The sequence below is a fragment of the Ruegeria sp. O5 genome, assembly GCF_056535105.1.
On record NZ_JBQERN010000001.1, the window covers coordinates 223975 to 239096 of the forward strand.

At 57.1% G+C, this 15122-nt stretch carries 14 protein-coding genes; 11 read left to right on the forward strand and 3 right to left on the reverse strand.

Features of this window, described 5'->3' with window-relative positions; all coding sequences use genetic code 11:
* Positions 1 to 150: 150 nt before the first annotated feature.
* Positions 151 to 1059, reverse strand: coding sequence for a LysR family transcriptional regulator (locus tag ACR0M3_RS01085; RefSeq protein WP_480481095.1), 909 nt, complete (start codon positions 1057 to 1059; stop codon positions 151 to 153).
* 169 nt (positions 1060 to 1228) lie between these two features.
* On the opposite strand from ACR0M3_RS01085, the gene ACR0M3_RS01090 reads away from it, so the two are divergent.
* The 10 genes from ACR0M3_RS01090 (at position 1229) to ACR0M3_RS01135 (ending at position 12641) form a co-directional block, all read left to right on the forward strand.
* The gene (locus ACR0M3_RS01090; RefSeq protein WP_480909308.1) at positions 1229 to 4648 is read left to right on the forward strand and encodes an indolepyruvate ferredoxin oxidoreductase family protein; all 3420 of its coding nucleotides are present in this window, start codon (positions 1229 to 1231) and stop codon (positions 4646 to 4648) included.
* 78 nt (positions 4649 to 4726) lie between these two features.
* A complete protein-coding gene (locus ACR0M3_RS01095) occupies positions 4727 to 5605 on the forward strand; it encodes a lysophospholipid acyltransferase family protein (RefSeq protein ID WP_480909310.1) in 879 nt (292 codons plus the stop codon).
* An 8-nt stretch (positions 5606 to 5613) separates the two neighbouring features.
* On the forward strand, positions 5614 to 6423 hold the full coding sequence (gene murI, locus ACR0M3_RS01100) for a glutamate racemase (protein ID WP_480505303.1): 810 nt from the start codon (positions 5614 to 5616) through the stop codon (positions 6421 to 6423).
* 94 nt (positions 6424 to 6517) lie between these two features.
* On the forward strand, positions 6518 to 7546 hold the full coding sequence (gene argC, locus ACR0M3_RS01105) for an N-acetyl-gamma-glutamyl-phosphate reductase (RefSeq protein WP_480505301.1): 1029 nt from the start codon (positions 6518 to 6520) through the stop codon (positions 7544 to 7546).
* 7 nt (positions 7547 to 7553) lie between these two features.
* The gene (gene ccmE, locus ACR0M3_RS01110; protein ID WP_209504023.1) at positions 7554 to 8000 is read left to right on the forward strand and encodes a cytochrome c maturation protein CcmE; all 447 of its coding nucleotides are present in this window, start codon (positions 7554 to 7556) and stop codon (positions 7998 to 8000) included.
* Positions 8001 to 8116: 116 nt separating this feature from the next.
* The gene (locus ACR0M3_RS01115) at positions 8117 to 8728 is read left to right on the forward strand and encodes a holin-associated N-acetylmuramidase (protein ID WP_480909314.1); all 612 of its coding nucleotides are present in this window, start codon (positions 8117 to 8119) and stop codon (positions 8726 to 8728) included.
* A complete protein-coding gene (locus ACR0M3_RS01120) occupies positions 8719 to 9297 on the forward strand; it encodes a holin family protein (RefSeq protein ID WP_480505297.1) in 579 nt (192 codons plus the stop codon). Before ACR0M3_RS01115 ends, ACR0M3_RS01120 begins: the two co-directional genes overlap by 10 nt.
* Positions 9298 to 9372: 75 nt before the next feature.
* Positions 9373 to 11337 (forward strand): heme lyase CcmF/NrfE family subunit, encoded by a 1965-nt coding sequence (locus ACR0M3_RS01125; protein ID WP_480909317.1) that lies wholly within the window; start codon positions 9373 to 9375, stop codon positions 11335 to 11337.
* Complete coding sequence (locus ACR0M3_RS01130; protein ID WP_480564891.1) at positions 11334 to 11789, forward strand: cytochrome c-type biogenesis protein; 456 nt, start codon at positions 11334 to 11336, stop codon at positions 11787 to 11789. The genes ACR0M3_RS01125 and ACR0M3_RS01130 overlap by 4 nt, the downstream gene beginning before the upstream one ends.
* A 75-nt stretch (positions 11790 to 11864) precedes the next feature.
* Positions 11865 to 12641, forward strand: a complete 777-nt coding sequence (locus ACR0M3_RS01135; RefSeq protein ID WP_209504018.1) for an enoyl-CoA hydratase-related protein — start codon at positions 11865 to 11867, stop codon at positions 12639 to 12641.
* 6 nt (positions 12642 to 12647) lie between these two features.
* Here ACR0M3_RS01135 and bmt read toward each other — a convergent pair whose 3' ends face one another.
* Together bmt and ACR0M3_RS01145 are read right to left on the reverse strand one after the other, a co-directional pair.
* Complete coding sequence (gene bmt / locus ACR0M3_RS01140; protein WP_267364607.1) at positions 12648 to 13661, reverse strand: betaine--homocysteine S-methyltransferase; 1014 nt, start codon at positions 13659 to 13661, stop codon at positions 12648 to 12650.
* Positions 13662 to 13785: 124 nt separating this feature from the next.
* Entirely contained in the window at positions 13786 to 14106 is a 321-nt protein-coding gene (locus ACR0M3_RS01145) for a DUF1476 domain-containing protein (protein WP_267364605.1), read from the reverse strand.
* Positions 14107 to 14292: 186 nt separating this feature from the next.
* Here ACR0M3_RS01145 and purC point away from each other — a divergent pair, with 186 nt between their 5' ends.
* A complete protein-coding gene (gene purC / locus ACR0M3_RS01150; protein WP_209504015.1) occupies positions 14293 to 15048 on the forward strand; it encodes a phosphoribosylaminoimidazolesuccinocarboxamide synthase in 756 nt (251 codons plus the stop codon).
* The last annotated feature ends 74 nt before the right edge of the window (positions 15049 to 15122 follow it).

Sequence of the window (15122 nt, forward strand, 5' to 3'; positions counted from 1 at the left end):
TAAGCTCGGCCGTAGTCCAACAGGGAGGTATGAAGATGATGAGCGTTTCAGCATCACCGCCTTCGAGTGCTCATTTAGGGGTCAGTTTGTAAACGTTCAAGGAATTTAACCCTGAAATGTCCTCATGCCCGCTATGCTATTTGTGCATAGCTAAAGTTTTCCCATCTTTTTCAGTTGTTTGCGCTGTGCGATGATCTCGTCCTGCACAAAGTCGCGGAACGCCCCGACACGTTTGGAGTGTCGGAGTTCTTCAGGATAAGCCAGATAGACCGGCACGTCAGCGGTTTCGACATCCGACAGAACCGGCACAAGATGCGGGAAATCCTGTGTGACGTAATCTGGCAGAACCCCAATGCCGAGATTGTGCAACACTCCCTGAAGGACGCCGAAGTAGTTGTTCACCGTCAACAGGGATGCGGGATTGTAGGTCATAAGATGGCGTACCATGGCCGCGCTGGCGCCCACCTGGGGTGCCGCGGGTGTTTGACAGATCAGCCGGTGATTTTGGATATCCTCCAGAGATTTCAGCATTCCGCCATGCGCTTCGATGTAGTTGTGCGTCGCGTAAAGCGCCATCTGAACCGTCATCAGGCGTTTTCGCACAAGATCTGCCTGGCTGGGTTCCTTCATGCGAATGGCGACATCCGCTTCTCGCATGGGAAGGTCCAGAACACGTTCTTCCAGCATCAGGTCGATGTTCAGATCAGGATATTGTTCATAAAGCTTGGGCAGGCGCGGGGCGAGCCACAGTGTGCCGAACCCAAAGGTCGTCGTGACCCGAAGAACGCCAAAGACCTCTTCCTCACTGTCGCGAATGCGTGCAGCAGCTGCGTCCAGCCGTTTTGACATGGCGGATGTGGCGTCGAACAACAGTTCACCCTGTTCAGTGAGAATCAGCCCCCGGGCGTGGCGGTGAAAAAGGGTGGCATCCAACGACTCTTCCAGCGCGCGGATCTGTCTGCTTACGGCGGATTGAGACAAATTGAGCTTGTCCCCGGCATGTGTGAGGCTGCCCGCATCGGCCACCGCGTGAAATATTCTAAGCTTGTCCCAATCCATCGCCGCAACTTTCGTTATCTTTTCGAACGCCTATATGAAACAGGTAACAAGTTCTACAATCAAAGGCCGAAATCGTTACGGTTCAGTGCATAAAACCTATACAGGTCAGAAATTATGACCTAAAATGCACTACGAACATGCACACTGATCTGGCGAGGGGAGACGTCTGATGAGTCAGCCACAGATTACGTTAAACGACCGGTTCGATCTTGAGAAAAGTCCCGTTCTTCTGAACGGAACACAGGCGCTTGTCCGGTTGATGCTGATGCAAAAGGCCAGAGACCGGCAGGCGGGACTGAACACGGCGGGGCTGGTGACTGGATATCGTGGCTCGCCACTTGGCGCTGTTGATCAGCAGATGATGCGGGCGCAAAGGCAGTTGTCCGAAAGCGATGTTACGTTTCAGTTCGGATTGAACGAAGATCTGGCGGCAACGGCGCTGTGGGGCAGCCAACAGGCCGGCTTGCGCGGAGACGGCAAGTTCGATGGGGTTTTTGGGCTTTGGTACGGCAAGGGGCCGGGCGTAGACCGGTCCGGTGATGTCATGCGCCACGCGAATATGGCCGGTACCGCCAAGCATGGCGGTGTGCTTATGGCGATGGGTGATGATCATACCGGCGAAAGCTCGACCGTGTTGCATCAGTCCGAATGGTCACTGGTAGATATGTATATGCCTGTCGTCAGCCCGGCGGGTGTGCAGGAAATCCTCGACTACGGAATATACGGCTTTGCGCTCAGCCGTTTTGCTGGGGTTTGGGTTGGGCTAAAGACCATGAAGGACACAATCGAGGTTACCTCGGTTGTGGATGGTCGCCCCGACCGAATGCAGGTCGTCGTACCTGATTTCGATATGCCGGAAGGCGGTTTGAATATCCGCCTGGGGGACACGCCGCACCTGCAGGAAACGCGCGTCATCGATTACAAAAGGTTTGCAGCCGAGACGTTTTCGCATGCCAACAAGCTGGACAGGCGGATATGGGGCAAACCGGGTGCAAAGATCGGGTTTGTTGCGGCGGGCAAGAACTGGCTGGACCTGACCCATGCGCTGTCGCTTTTGAATATCAATGAATCCGAAGCCGAACGGCTGGGGATCACCACCTACAAGGTGGGGCAGACCTTCCCGCTGGACATGGTCGGGTTCCACGACTGGGCCGAAGGGCTGGACCTGATCGTGATCGTCGAGGAAAAGCGCAAGCTGATCGAAGTTCAGGTCAAAGAGGCTATCTTTGACGACCGTCGCGGCCGCCGGGTTTATGGGTGGTACAAGGGCGGTGCCGGTACGTTGCACCGCGACGAACTGTTTCCGACCCGTGGCGCGCTCGACCCGATCATGATTGCTGAAAAGCTGGGTGAAATCCTGATCGAAGAAGGGCGTGAAACCGATGGTATTCGGGCCGGGCTGGCCTCTTTGTCCGAGGCGCGCCGGGCCGACAACGCACAGGAAATCGCAACAAGGCTTCCGTATTTCTGCTCGGGCTGTCCGCACAACAGTTCGACCAAAGTCCCGGATGGCAGCCGTGCCTATGCAGGGATCGGTTGTCATTACATGGTTCAGTGGATGGACCGGAACACCACCGGCTTTACCCAGATGGGCGGTGAAGGCGCGAACTGGATTGGTGAGGCCCCGTTTTCGACCACCAAACACGTGTTCCAGAACCTTGGCGATGGCACCTATAACCACTCGGGCGTTCAGGCGATCCGCGCGGCGTTGTCTGCGGGTACGAACATCACCTTCAAGATCCTGTTCAACGATGCCGTCGCCATGACGGGCGGGCAGGAGAATGAAGGCGATCTGACCGCAGAACGGATCGTTGCCGAGGTTAAGGCCATGGGTGTCCGTGAGGTTGCTCTGGTCTACGACGAAAAGGAAGACGTAAACTTCAAGGCTCTGCCGTCGAGTGTTCAGACATTCGAGCGTGCGGAACTGATGCAAGTGCAGGAAAAGTTCCGCGAGATCGAGGGTGTTTCGGTCATCGTTTATGTTCAGACCTGTGCGGCCGAGAAGCGCCGCCGCCGCAAACGCGGCACGTTCCCGGACCCGGACAAGCGCGTCTTCATCAATACCGATGTTTGCGAGGGCTGCGGCGATTGCGGGGTGCAGTCGAACTGCGTGTCGATCGTGCCCAAGGAAACAGAACTCGGTCGCAAGCGCGCCATCGATCAGTCAAGCTGCAACAAGGATTATTCCTGCCTGAACGGCTTTTGCCCTTCCTTCGTTACGCTTGAGGGGGCGAAGATCCGCAAAGAGGCAACAACCGAAATCGACTTGCCCGACCTACCGATGCCGGTGCTGCCCAAGATCAGCGGTACGCATAACGTAGTGATCACGGGTGTCGGGGGAACCGGTGTTGTCACGCTGGGCGCAATTCTTGCACAGGCTGCCCAGATTGACGGCAAAGGCGCGGGCATGATGGAAATGGCGGGCTTGGCGCAGAAAGGCGGCGCGGTACACATCCATTGCCGTCTGGCCAATGCACCCGAAGACATCAGCGCCATCCGTGTCGCAACCGGCGAAGCCCATGCGCTGATCGGCGGTGATCTGGTGGTATCCGCCGGAGCCAAAACATTGGGCCTGACCCGCACTGGCCGTACAGGCGCCGTTGTGAACAGCCATGAGACGGTAACAGGCGACTTTACGCGCAATACCGAGTTTCGCATTCCCGCCGATCAGCTGGAACTGGCTCTTCAGGCACGACTGAAAGAAGATGTCTCGCTGTTTGACGCGACCGAGTTGGCACGCGCCGTGATGGGCGACTCGATCTATTCCAACATGATGATCTTTGGCGCGGCCTGGCAGCGCGGGTTGTTGCCCGTCAGCCATCAGGCGATCTTTGATGCCATTGAATTGAACGGAACTACGATTGAACGGAACAAGCGTGCGTTTGATATCGGGCGTTGGGCGGTTCTTCATCCGGCAGAGGTACAGTCGATTCTGTCCCCGACCGTAACCGAGATGCCCAAATCGCTGGATCAGAAGATCGAATTCCGCGCAAGCCATCTGACCGACTACCAAAGTGCGCGGCTGGCCAAGCGGTATCGCAAGCTGGTCGACAGTGTTGAGGATGCGGATATCCGCGAAGCGGTGGCAAAAGGCTATCACAAGCTGTTGTCTTACAAGGATGAATACGAAGTCGCGCGCCTTCTTCTGACAAGCCGTGACAAAGCGGCTGCCGAGTTCGATGGCGATTTCAAGATGACATTCCATCTGGCCCCGCCCTTTTTGGGGGGATCGGGCAGCAACGGCAGACCGCGCAAACGTGCTTTCGGGGAGTCGGTCATTAGCCCATTGAAGCTTTTGACCCGGTTGAAGGCGCTGCGCGGTACGCCGCTGGATTTATTTGGCTATTCGTCGGAACGAAGGATGGAGCGTGCGTTGATCCGTCAGTATGAAAAGGACATGCGCGAAGTTCTACCGCTTGTGTCGCAGACCACACGCGATGCGATTGCCGCCCTGGCCCGTTTGCCGCTGGATATCCGTGGGTTTGGCCCCGTATTGCGCGAGAACGAGGCCAAAGCAGCCAAGCGGCGCGAGGAATTGCTGGCCGTCATTCGCGGCGGAGGGGCAGGGTTGCAGGCCGCGGCAGAATAAAACGTCACAAGCGTGTCACGATAGCTAGGCAAAATTGTTACTTGCACTTATTTTGCAGGCAGCAAACCGGAGACCCATATGCCTTCTCGTCGTCATGCCGTTCGCGACATTTCCTACGCGCATTCCGCTGAAACCAAAGGCGGGCGGATGGTCATCAAGCTGATGGAGAACACGACGGGCCGTATGCGCCTGATCAAACGCGCGGACGGGTACGAGAAAGACGTTGCCAATGGGCGCGACTTTTGGGCCGTAATGGTTGACCGCTATGGGCTGACACTGGACGTGGTAGGGGGATCGCTTTCGAATATTCCGAAAGACGGCCCTCTGATCCTGATTGCCAATCATCCCTACGGAATTCTGGATGGCCTGATGATGGGACATATCCTGTCCGAGACACGGGGTGATTTCCGCATTCTGGCCCATCGGGTGTTTCGCAAGGCCGAAGACCTGAATCGCATCATTTTGCCAATTTCGTTTGATGAAACGAAAGAGGCGATGCAACTGAACCTTGAGACCCGCAAAACCGCGCTCAGCTATCTGGGCGAAGGCGGCGCGATCGGCATTTTTCCCGGCGGGACGGTCAGCACCGGGGTTAAGCCGTTTTCCCACCCCATGGATCCGGGTTGGCGCGGGTTTACCGCGCGGATGGTGGCCAAATCGAATGCCACGGTTGTTCCGGTTTTCTTTGATGGCCACACGTCTCGTCTGTTTCAGATCGCCAGCCATCTGCACAGTACTTTGCGCATGGGCCTGCTGATTAAAGAGTTCAAGAAACGCGTTGATACATCGGTGAAAGTCGTGATCGGAGAGCCGATACGCCGTGACATTCTGGACCCGCTCAGCAAGGATACGCGCAAGATGATGGATTTCCTGCGCAAAGCCACGTATGAGCTGTCTCCAACGCCGTTGAAGTCTTATGATTACGGCTATGAGTTTGAGGAACGGCATCGCGCCTGAAGGATCTAATGGCAGTAGGTATCTTCGATTCCGGTTTGGGCGGTCTGACCGTCCTGAGTGCCGCGCAGCAACGTCTGCCGGACGTTGATTTCCTGTATTTTGCAGATAGTGCACACGCGCCATACGGTGTGCGTGATGCCGAGGATATCTATCAACTGACCCGCAAGGCGGTTCAGGATCTGTGGTCGCGTGGCTGCAATCTGGTGATTCTGGCCTGCAACACGGCCAGCGCCGCAGCGTTGCGGCGCATGCAGGAAGAGGGCGTGCCCAGCGGCAAACGCGTTCTTGGCGTTTTTGTCCCGTTGATCGAAGCGCTGACCGAACGGCAATGGGGTGACAATTCTCCGCCGCGCGAAGTGGCCGTCAAACATGTGGCATTGTTTGCAACGCCTGCCACGGTATCCAGTCGGGCTTTTCAGCGTGAATTGGCCTTTCGGGCCATCGGTGTGGATGTCGAGGCACAGGCCTGTGGCGGCGTTGTGGATGCCATAGAAGATGGCGACATGATCCTGGCCGAAGCCTTGGTGCGCAGCCATGTGGATGCGCTCAAGCGCAAAATGCCGGAACCTCAGGCCGCTATTCTGGGCTGCACGCATTACCCGTTGATGGCCGAAGCATTTCAGGCGGCGTTGGGTGAAGATGTGCAGGTTTACAGCCAGGGTGCGCTTGTTGCTGACAGTCTGGCAGATTACCTGCAACGTCACCCCACCATGTTGGGCGACGGCCCAAGTGGTTTCCTGACAACAGGCAAACCCAATGTTGTCAGCGACCGGGCGACGCAGTTCCTCCGACGACAAATCACGTTCCAGGCTGCCTGACTTAGGTCAAGGACGCAGCCGCTCTGCTTCCCTTATTTCAAGGCCGTCGCATCGGCGGTCGAGACATGTGACACTCAAGTGAAAGAGGTCTAACATGACCCACAAAATCGCAATTCTGGGCGCTTCGGGCTATACTGGCGCTGAACTGGTGCGGCTGATCGCCGAGCACCCGAACATGGATATCGTCGCGCTGGCCGCCGAACGTAAGGCTGGCATGACCATGGCGCAGGTCTTCCCGCATCTGCGCCACATGGATCTGCCGGATCTGTGCAAAATCTCCGAGATCGACTTTGCGCAGGTCGACCTGTGTTTTTGCGCCTTGCCGCACAAAACCAGTCAGGAAGTGATCCGGGACTTGCCGAAAGACCTGAAAATCATTGACCTGTCCGCAGACTTCCGGCTGGCAGACCCCGACGAGTACGAAAAATGGTACGGTAATCCGCATATCGCGCTAAAACAGCAGGAAGAGGCGATTTATGGTCTCACCGAGTTCTACCGCGAAGACATCAAGACGGCACGGCTTGTTGCGGGTACCGGGTGCAATGCGGCGACCGGGCAATATGTTCTGCGGCCACTGATATCTGCCGGGGTCATTGATCTGGACGATATCGTTCTTGATCTGAAATGCGCCGTATCAGGGGCAGGGCGGTCACTGAAGGAAAACCTGCTGCACGCTGAACTGAGTGAAGGCAGCAATGCCTATTCCGTCGGTGGGACACACAGGCATCTTGGCGAGTTCGATCAGGAGTTTTCGAAACTTGCCGGTCGGGCTGTGCATGTGCAGTTCACGCCCCACCTTATCCCTGCAAACAGGGGTATTCTGGCCACAACCTATGTGAAGGGTGACCCGCACAGCATCTACGAAACGCTTGCCAAAGCCTATGCGGATGAGCCGTTCATCCAGATGCTGCCGATGGGTGAGACCCCTTCGACCCACCATGTGCGGGGGTCGAATTTCTGTCACATCGGTGTTGTGGCCGATCGGATTGAGCGGCGCGCAATTGTGATTGCGGCGCTGGACAACCTGACAAAAGGTAGCAGTGGGCAAGCCTTGCAGAACGCGAACCTGATGTTAGGTGAAGATGAAACTCTGGGCCTGATGATGGCCCCGCTTTTCCCGTGAGGATGGTATGAAAACGCTCAAGAAACGTCGGCGTGTACAAGTCATTCTGGTGGCAGTTGTTGCCTTGGTGGCGGCAACTGCGTTGATTGGTTGGGCATTGCAGGACGGGATCAACTTTTTCCGCTCGCCCAGCGAGGTGATTGCAGAGCCGCCGAAACCGACTGAAGTGTTTCGGATTGGCGGCTTGGTCGAAGAAGGCTCGATCATCCGCGGACAGGGCGAAACCATCCGTTTTGTTGTAACGGATGGCGGCGAAAGCGTTCCGGTCTCGTTCACAGGTGTTCTACCTGACCTTTTCTCGGAAAATCAGGGAATGATCGGCACGGGAAGTTACGTGAACGGCGTCTTTGAAGCGACTGAAATTCTTGCCAAACATGATGAGACCTACATGCCGAAAGAGGTCATGGACGCTCTGAAAGAGCAAGGTGTCTACAAAGGCGCGGAAGAAAGCTGAAGCCGTTTGAATCTGTTACGGAGCGTTGCGTGCATGGTGCATGCAGCGCTCCGTTTCGTTTTAAATCATTAATATCTGTCGGAAACGGTGTGGCCACCTAACGTTACGAGGGTGGTATGCAAACGGTTCGGCAAATTGCCAAAGAGATTGTGGCCCGTGAAGGGGGCTTTGTTGATGACCCCGACGATCCGGGCGGGGCAACCAAGTTCGGGGTCACGATTCACACCCTGCGCAGGCTGGGTTTGGATCTGACTGGCGACGGCCGGGTTGACGAGGCGGATGTGCGCGCATTGTCCCCTCGGCAAGCGGTCGACATCTTTGTGCAGCACTATTTCGACAAGCCGCACATTGCGGAGCTTCCCGAAACCCTGCATGCTTCGGTTTTCGACATGTATGTGAATGCGGGTGCGCAGGCGGTCAAGATCCTTCAGCGGCTGCTACAGGAAATGGGGTTTAACGTCACCTCCGACGGCGTGATAGGCCCGCAAACCGTGGCGGCCTGCCAAAGCGCGGCGCAGCCAGAGCCCGACGTCCTGCGCGACGCCTACGGGATTGCGCGGCGAAACTACTATTTTCGCCTTGCTGATCGACGGCCTGCATCCAGAAAATACGCGCGCAACCGTTCAGGCGGCAAAGGTGGCTGGATAATACGGGCCGAAGAGTTTCTTTCGCCGCGTTATCATCTTTCGGACAGCGAATTTACCAGAAGGATCGCGGCATGGGGCTGATTTCAGGTGTGCTGGCGCTTTTGTTTGGTAACGGGCGCAACGTCTTACAGGAAACCGCAGAACTCTATCGTGAAAACACCGAAGCAAGCGCAGTACGCGCCAATGAGATTCAAACTCAGGCCATGTTACAGTTTGGCTCTGAATTTCAGGCACCTCAAAAGGGGCTGTTTGACCGTGTCATGGACGGCGTGAACAGGTTACCGCGCCCGGCGCTGGCATTGGGAACGCTTGGCTTGTTTGTTGCCGCCATGGTCGACCCAATATGGTTTGCCGCACGGATGCAGGGCATAGCCTTGGTCCCAGAACCACTGTGGTGGTTGCTGGGCGTGATCGTATCGTTTTACTTTGGCGCGCGCCACCAAAGTAAAATGCAGGATTTTCAGCGGGATATCCGCTCAACCATGACGCAACTGCCAACGGTCATGAGCAATATTGAGGCCTTGCGCACGATGCAGAGCGACAGCCCGGGAGTTGCTGATCCCGGCCCGGATTCTGTGCTGAACAGCGATGTCATACGTCCCGAGGAAAACCAGGCGCTGAACGATTGGCGAAAGCTTCGCGGTATCTGACCCGCGACACTTTGTGCGTGCAGAACAAGCTAAAGGTCATGGCCCCCGGTTCCGCACCGGCGTATATTCCGGGGCATGATTACAGAGCTTGGCCACTTCACCCTGATCCTCGCGTTCTTTGTCGCAATTGTGCAAAGCGTTGTTCCCCTGATCGGCGCCTCAAAACGCTGGGCCGGCTGGATGGGCTTTGCAGAGCCCGCCGCGATCGTCCAGTTCCTGCTGACAGCGTTTGCATTTGGTGCATTGATCTGGGCGTTTGTAACGTCTGACTTCTCCCTCAGGATTGTGGTCGAGAATAGCCACACAGCAAAGCCGATGCTGTACAAGATCAGTGGAACATGGGGCAACCACGAAGGATCTATGCTGCTGTGGGTGCTGATCGTCACCCTGTTTGGTGCGATGGCGGCCTTCTTTGGTGGTGGCTTGCCACCGACACTCAAAGCCCGTGTTCTGGCCGTTCAATCGGCTATTGCCGTGGCGTTTTTCGGTTTTATCCTGTTCACGTCGAACCCGTTTGACCGGCTTGCCATCGCGCCGTTTGACGGGCGCGACCTGAACCCGCTGCTGCAAGACCCCGGGCTGGCCTTCCACCCGCCGTTTCTGTACCTCGGCTATGTCGGGCTGAGCATGGCATTCAGCTTTGCGATTGCTGCCCTGATCGAAGGGCGTATCGATGCGGCCTGGGGCCGGTGGGTACGCCCCTGGACGCTGGCGGCCTGGGTTTTCCTGACTATCGGTATCGCGCTGGGATCCTGGTGGGCCTATTACGAGTTGGGCTGGGGCGGCTTCTGGTTCTGGGACCCGGTCGAAAACGCGTCCTTCATGCCCTGGCTGCTGGCGGCGGCGCTGTTGCACTCGGCAATTGTTGTGGAAAAACGCGAAGCATTGAAAAGCTGGACCATTCTGCTGGCAATCATCGCGTTTGGATTTTCCCTCATCGGTACGTTTATCGTGCGATCAGGGCTACTGACCTCGGTTCACGCATTTGCCAATGATCCGGAGCGCGGTGTATTCATCCTGATCATTCTGGTCTTCTTCATCGGCGGCGCGCTTACCCTGTTTGCCGCACGGGCACAGGCGATGGAGGCCAAGGGCGTTTTCGGCATGGTCAGCCGCGAAAGCGCGCTGATCGTGAACAATGTCCTTCTGGCGGTCAGTTGTTTCGTTGTCTTTGTCGGGACGATGTGGCCGATGGTGGCCGAGATGATGTTTGACCGCAAACTTTCGGTTGGGGCACCGTTTTTCAACGCGGCGTTTTCTCCGTTCATGGTTTTGCTGGGGTTGATCCTGCCAATCGGGGCGATGCTGCCGTGGAAACGCGGTCGGCTGGGCAAAACGGCTTGGTCCCTGCGCTATGCCTTTGGTCTCGCGCTGGCGATTGCGCTGTTGGTTTGGGCCATGCAGACCGGCCGCAGCGCGTTAGGGCCCGTAGGCCTGTTCCTGGGGGCATGGATCACATTCGGTGCAGCCATTGATTTGTGGAGCCGGACAGGCCGCAATGGCAGCTTCAAACGTCTGATCCGACTTCCAGGCGCCGATTGGGGTAAGGCAGTTGCCCATACAGGCCTTGGGGTGACGATCTTTGCGATTGCCGGTCTGACCGCATGGGAGGCAGAAGATATCCGTGTGGCGCAGCTGAACCAGCCCTTCGAAGTAGGTCAGTTCACACTGACGTTGCAGGACGTGCGACGGGTTCAGGGGCCGAACTATTTTTCAACCACGGCTGATGTTCTGGTCGAAAAGGGCGGTCGCGCCATTGGAACGCTGCATCCCGAGAAACGGGATTATCCCGTTGCACGCATGCCGACGACCGAGGCCGCGATTGACTATCGTTTTCTTGGTGATCTTTACGTCGTCATCGGGGATCAGCAGGCAGATGGCGGCTGGGTCATGCGAACCTATATCAAGCCTTTGGCGAACTGGATCTGGGGTGGTTGTATCCTGATGGCGCTCGGTGGTGTCCTCAGCCTGAGCGACAGGCGGTTCCGCGTCGCCGCAGGTGCGCGAAAAACACCAGCTGGCGGAGTACCTGCGGAATGAGACGCCTTGTTCTGATCTTGCTGCTGCTGGCAGCGCCGGTGTTTGCGGTACAACCTGATGAGGTTCTGGACGACCCTGTTCTGGAGCAGCGCGCGCGCGACCTGAGTGTCGGGTTGCGATGTTTGGTGTGTCGCAATGAAAGCATTGACGAAAGCAACGCTGAACTGGCGCGCGATCTGCGTCTTCTTTTACGCGAACGGTTGGTTGCGGGTGACACCGACGAAGAGGCCGTCGCGTTTATCGTTGACCGCTACGGCGAATATGTCTTGCTCAAGCCCACCACCAGCGGCTCGAATCTGCTGTTGTGGCTTGCCGGGCCGATCATGTTGCTGATCGCTGCCGCAGTCGGGTTGAACTTTCTTCGCACACGCGCCAGGGCGCAGGTTTCAGGTGAAACCGAAGCTCTAAGCGCGGAAGAACAGGAACGCCTTCGCCAAATTCTTGAAGACTGACGTTTGGTTCTGCTTTTCCCAACCTGCCCGGACAAGTAAACGTGCTGAAACACGTGGCGCGAGGGAAAAGTCTTCATGAATTACGAAACGGTTCTATTGGACATATCGGACGGTCTGGCGGTTCTGACCCTGAACAGACCGGACAAGATGAACGCGCTGACCACTCGGATGCGGGCAGAGATTACCCACGCGATGAAAGACGCCGCGGTTAAAGCGCGCTGTATCGTTATCACCGGGGCAGGGCCGGCGTTTTGTTCCGGGCAGGATCTGGGCGATGCATCATCAACCGGCAAGATCGATCTGGAACGGTCATTGCGCGACGAATACGAGCCGATGCTGGAAACCATCCACAGCTGTCCGGTTCCGACGATCGCGGCTGTAAACGGACCTGCTGCGGGGGCAGGGGCCAACCTTGCGCTGTGTGCGGATGTGGTTATTGCAACGGAGAGTGCGTATTTCCTACAGGCGTTTGCACGTATCGGCTTGCTGCCCGATGCCGGGGGCACCTGGTTCATGCCGCGCCAGATGGGCTTGGCCAAAGCGATGGGGGCCGCCTTGTTTGCTGACAAGATCAGCGCCCGGCAGGCCGAAGAATGGGGCATGATCTGGGAAGCTGTGCCCGATGATGCGTTTGCCGCACATTGGCACAAAAGGGCAGAATATCTGGCCAAAGGTCCAACTGCGGCCTATGGCGCGATCAAACGTGCCATTCGCGGGACGTACGAAAACACACTGCAGCAGCAGCTTGCGACCGAGGCGCATCTTCAAGGCGAATGTGGCCGGTCGCGGGATTTTGCTGAAGGTGTAGTGGCGTTCATGGAAAAACGCCCTCCGAAATTCGAAGGGCGTTGATAAGCGTTAGGCGCGGCGGCGGCGACGCGTACGGCGTTCGGGGCCCGCGTCGTCCTCGGTTCCGTCGGAAGCAGACGAAAACGGCCCCAATGCCTCGGTGATCTGATCCAGTGTCGGGCGCTCGCCGCGCGAAGTGGTATCCAGCGCTTCGCGCATTTTGCGCAGATGATCGGGCATGGTGCCGCAGCACCCGCCGATGATTGTGGCGCCCGAATCCCGCGCCATGGCAGCATACCGACCCATCAGTTCGGGTGTCCCGTCATAGTGGATATGGCCATCCACGTATTTCGGAATGCCCGCATTGCCCTTAGATATCAGCGGGCGCTCGGTGCCTTGCGCTGCAAAACCCAGAACCGTGCGCAGGATATCCGACGCGCCGGTACCACAATTGGCCCCAAAAGCGATCGGTGGGTTTGGCAAGGTTTCAACCAAAAGCGCAAGATCGGCCGAGGTGACACCCATCATTGTGCGCCCGGCCGTGTCAAAGCTCATCGTGCCGCACCAAGGCATGTCGGCCAGTGCAAAGGCCTCGGCTGCCGCGCGGAACTCCTCGGGCGCGCTGATGGTTTCTACCCAAAGAACGTCAACCCCGCCCGCTTTCAAAGCCTCGGCCTGTTCATGGAACATTTCAACCGCTTCGGAATGCGACAGGCTACCGACCGGCTCCATAATCTCGCCGGTGGGTCCAACCGATCCGGCCACGACAACAGGGCGCCCGGCTTTGTCTGCGACTTCACGTCCGAGTTCTGCGCCGATACGGTTCAGCTCGCCCACGCGGTTCTGCGCATCATGCAGTTTCAGACGCGCCGCAGTGCCTCCAAACGTATTGGTCAGAAACAGGTCGCTGCCCGCATCGACTGACCCCTGATACAGCGCCCTGATCTTGTCCGGAGCATCCACGTTCCACAGCTCAGGTGCATCACCTGATTGCAGACCCATGTTAAATAAGTTGGTCCCCGTTGCACCGTCCGCAAGGATGGCGTCTTTGGTGTCCAGAAGTTTGCTCAGCGCGTTTGTCATAGGGTTATTCCAGAAAAAGCGTATAAACGCTGCAAAAAAACAGAGACGCCCCATGTCTCATGACCAGGGCGTCAAATCAAATTCATAAAACTCATGAAGATCATGAATTTTGCATTTCAGGCAATCAATGCTCGCCTTCCGCCATCACCTGTTCTTTGGCCTCAACCAGAAGCTCGGCCATTTTCGAACGGATCGTGGCTTCATCCGCAAGATCACCCAAGTAGGCTTTGACTGCCTCGACAACATCGTCCTCGCCGACATGCTGCAGGTCGGTATGAACCAGTTCCTGGCCGTATTTCCGTGCCTGTTCAACAGTTTCGCCCTTCAGCGCAGACGCCCAGACAGCCATAAAGCGGTTGCGGCGCATCCGTGCGATAAACTGCATCTTTTCGTCATGGGCGAATTTGCTTTCAAACGCGGCTTCACGTTCGTCGAATGTGGTCATTGGTTGGGGACCCCTTGGATTACCGTTTCTCACTGATGATATGACAATAGGACACTCTGGGTGCAAGGTATTTGCGCTGCGTCAAAGGCCCTCGGGGCAGCGAACTTGCGGGAACGCAGGGCTTGCACTATGAGGACGCCAACGTGAAGGGACTCATTCCCTTTCGCCAGTCTGGAAAGGTCGCTTATGGCGCGTCGCAAGAAAATCTACGAAGGCAAGGCCAAAATTCTGTATGAAGGCCCTGAGCCGGGCACCATCGTACAGTATTTCAAGGATGACGCCACCGCATTCAACGCCGAGAAGAAGGACGTGATTGACGGCAAAGGCGTGCTGAACAACCGTTTGTCCGAGTTCTTCATGACCGGGCTGACCCAGATTGGCATTCCGAACCACTTCATCCGGCGCCTGAATATGCGCGAACAACTGGTGCGCAATTGCGAGATCATTCCGCTGGAAGTGATCGTGCGTAATTACGCGGCGGGTTCGATGTCGAAACGTCTTGGCATTGCTGAAGGGACGCAATTGCCACGTCCGATCGTTGAATATTGCTTCAAGGATGACGCCTTGGGCGATCCTCTTGTCACCGAGGAACACATCGCCGCGTTTGGCTGGGCCAGCCAGCAGGACATGGACGACATCCTCAGCCTTGCGCTGCGCGTGAACGATTTCCTGAGCGGCGTGATGCTGGCGGTGGGCATCCGTCTGGTTGACTTCAAGATCGAAATCGGGCGCGTGTTTGAAGGCGACTATCAGCGGCTGGTTGTTGCGGACGAAATCAGCCCGGACAGCTGCCGCCTGTGGGATATCAAGACCGGTCAGAAACTGGACAAGGATGTATTCCGCCGCGATCTGGGCAGCCTGACAGATGCCTATTCCGAGGTCGCCCGAAGGCTGGGTGTGCTGCCTGCCAGTAATGTCACCAAGCCGACGCTGATCAACTAAACACTCCTTCTCAGCAGCGCCGCCCCCTCAGGGCGGCGTTTTGCCTTTGCCATGTTGTTGGCAGAGCAGGGTGT

What these genes read in the sequence shown, in the direction of transcription:
- ACR0M3_RS01085 (WP_480481095.1), bottom strand. Translation starts at nt 1,059, where the DNA reads ATGGATTGGGACAAGCTTAGAATATTTCACGCGGTGGCCGATGCGGGC.
- ACR0M3_RS01090 (WP_480909308.1), top strand. Translation starts at nt 1,229, where the DNA reads ATGAGTCAGCCACAGATTACGTTAAACGACCGGTTCGATCTTGAGAAA.
- ACR0M3_RS01095 (WP_480909310.1), top strand. Translation starts at nt 4,727, where the DNA reads ATGCCTTCTCGTCGTCATGCCGTTCGCGACATTTCCTACGCGCATTCC.
- murI (WP_480505303.1), top strand. Translation starts at nt 5,614, where the DNA reads ATGGCAGTAGGTATCTTCGATTCCGGTTTGGGCGGTCTGACCGTCCTG.
- argC (WP_480505301.1), top strand. Translation starts at nt 6,518, where the DNA reads ATGACCCACAAAATCGCAATTCTGGGCGCTTCGGGCTATACTGGCGCT.
- ccmE (WP_209504023.1), top strand. Translation starts at nt 7,554, where the DNA reads ATGAAAACGCTCAAGAAACGTCGGCGTGTACAAGTCATTCTGGTGGCA.
- ACR0M3_RS01115 (WP_480909314.1), top strand. Translation starts at nt 8,117, where the DNA reads ATGCAAACGGTTCGGCAAATTGCCAAAGAGATTGTGGCCCGTGAAGGG.
- ACR0M3_RS01120 (WP_480505297.1), top strand. Translation starts at nt 8,719, where the DNA reads ATGGGGCTGATTTCAGGTGTGCTGGCGCTTTTGTTTGGTAACGGGCGC.
- ACR0M3_RS01125 (WP_480909317.1), top strand. Translation starts at nt 9,373, where the DNA reads ATGATTACAGAGCTTGGCCACTTCACCCTGATCCTCGCGTTCTTTGTC.
- ACR0M3_RS01130 (WP_480564891.1), top strand. Translation starts at nt 11,334, where the DNA reads ATGAGACGCCTTGTTCTGATCTTGCTGCTGCTGGCAGCGCCGGTGTTT.
- ACR0M3_RS01135 (WP_209504018.1), top strand. Translation starts at nt 11,865, where the DNA reads ATGAATTACGAAACGGTTCTATTGGACATATCGGACGGTCTGGCGGTT.
- bmt (WP_267364607.1), bottom strand. Translation starts at nt 13,661, where the DNA reads ATGACAAACGCGCTGAGCAAACTTCTGGACACCAAAGACGCCATCCTT.
- ACR0M3_RS01145 (WP_267364605.1), bottom strand. Translation starts at nt 14,106, where the DNA reads ATGACCACATTCGACGAACGTGAAGCCGCGTTTGAAAGCAAATTCGCC.
- purC (WP_209504015.1), top strand. Translation starts at nt 14,293, where the DNA reads ATGGCGCGTCGCAAGAAAATCTACGAAGGCAAGGCCAAAATTCTGTAT.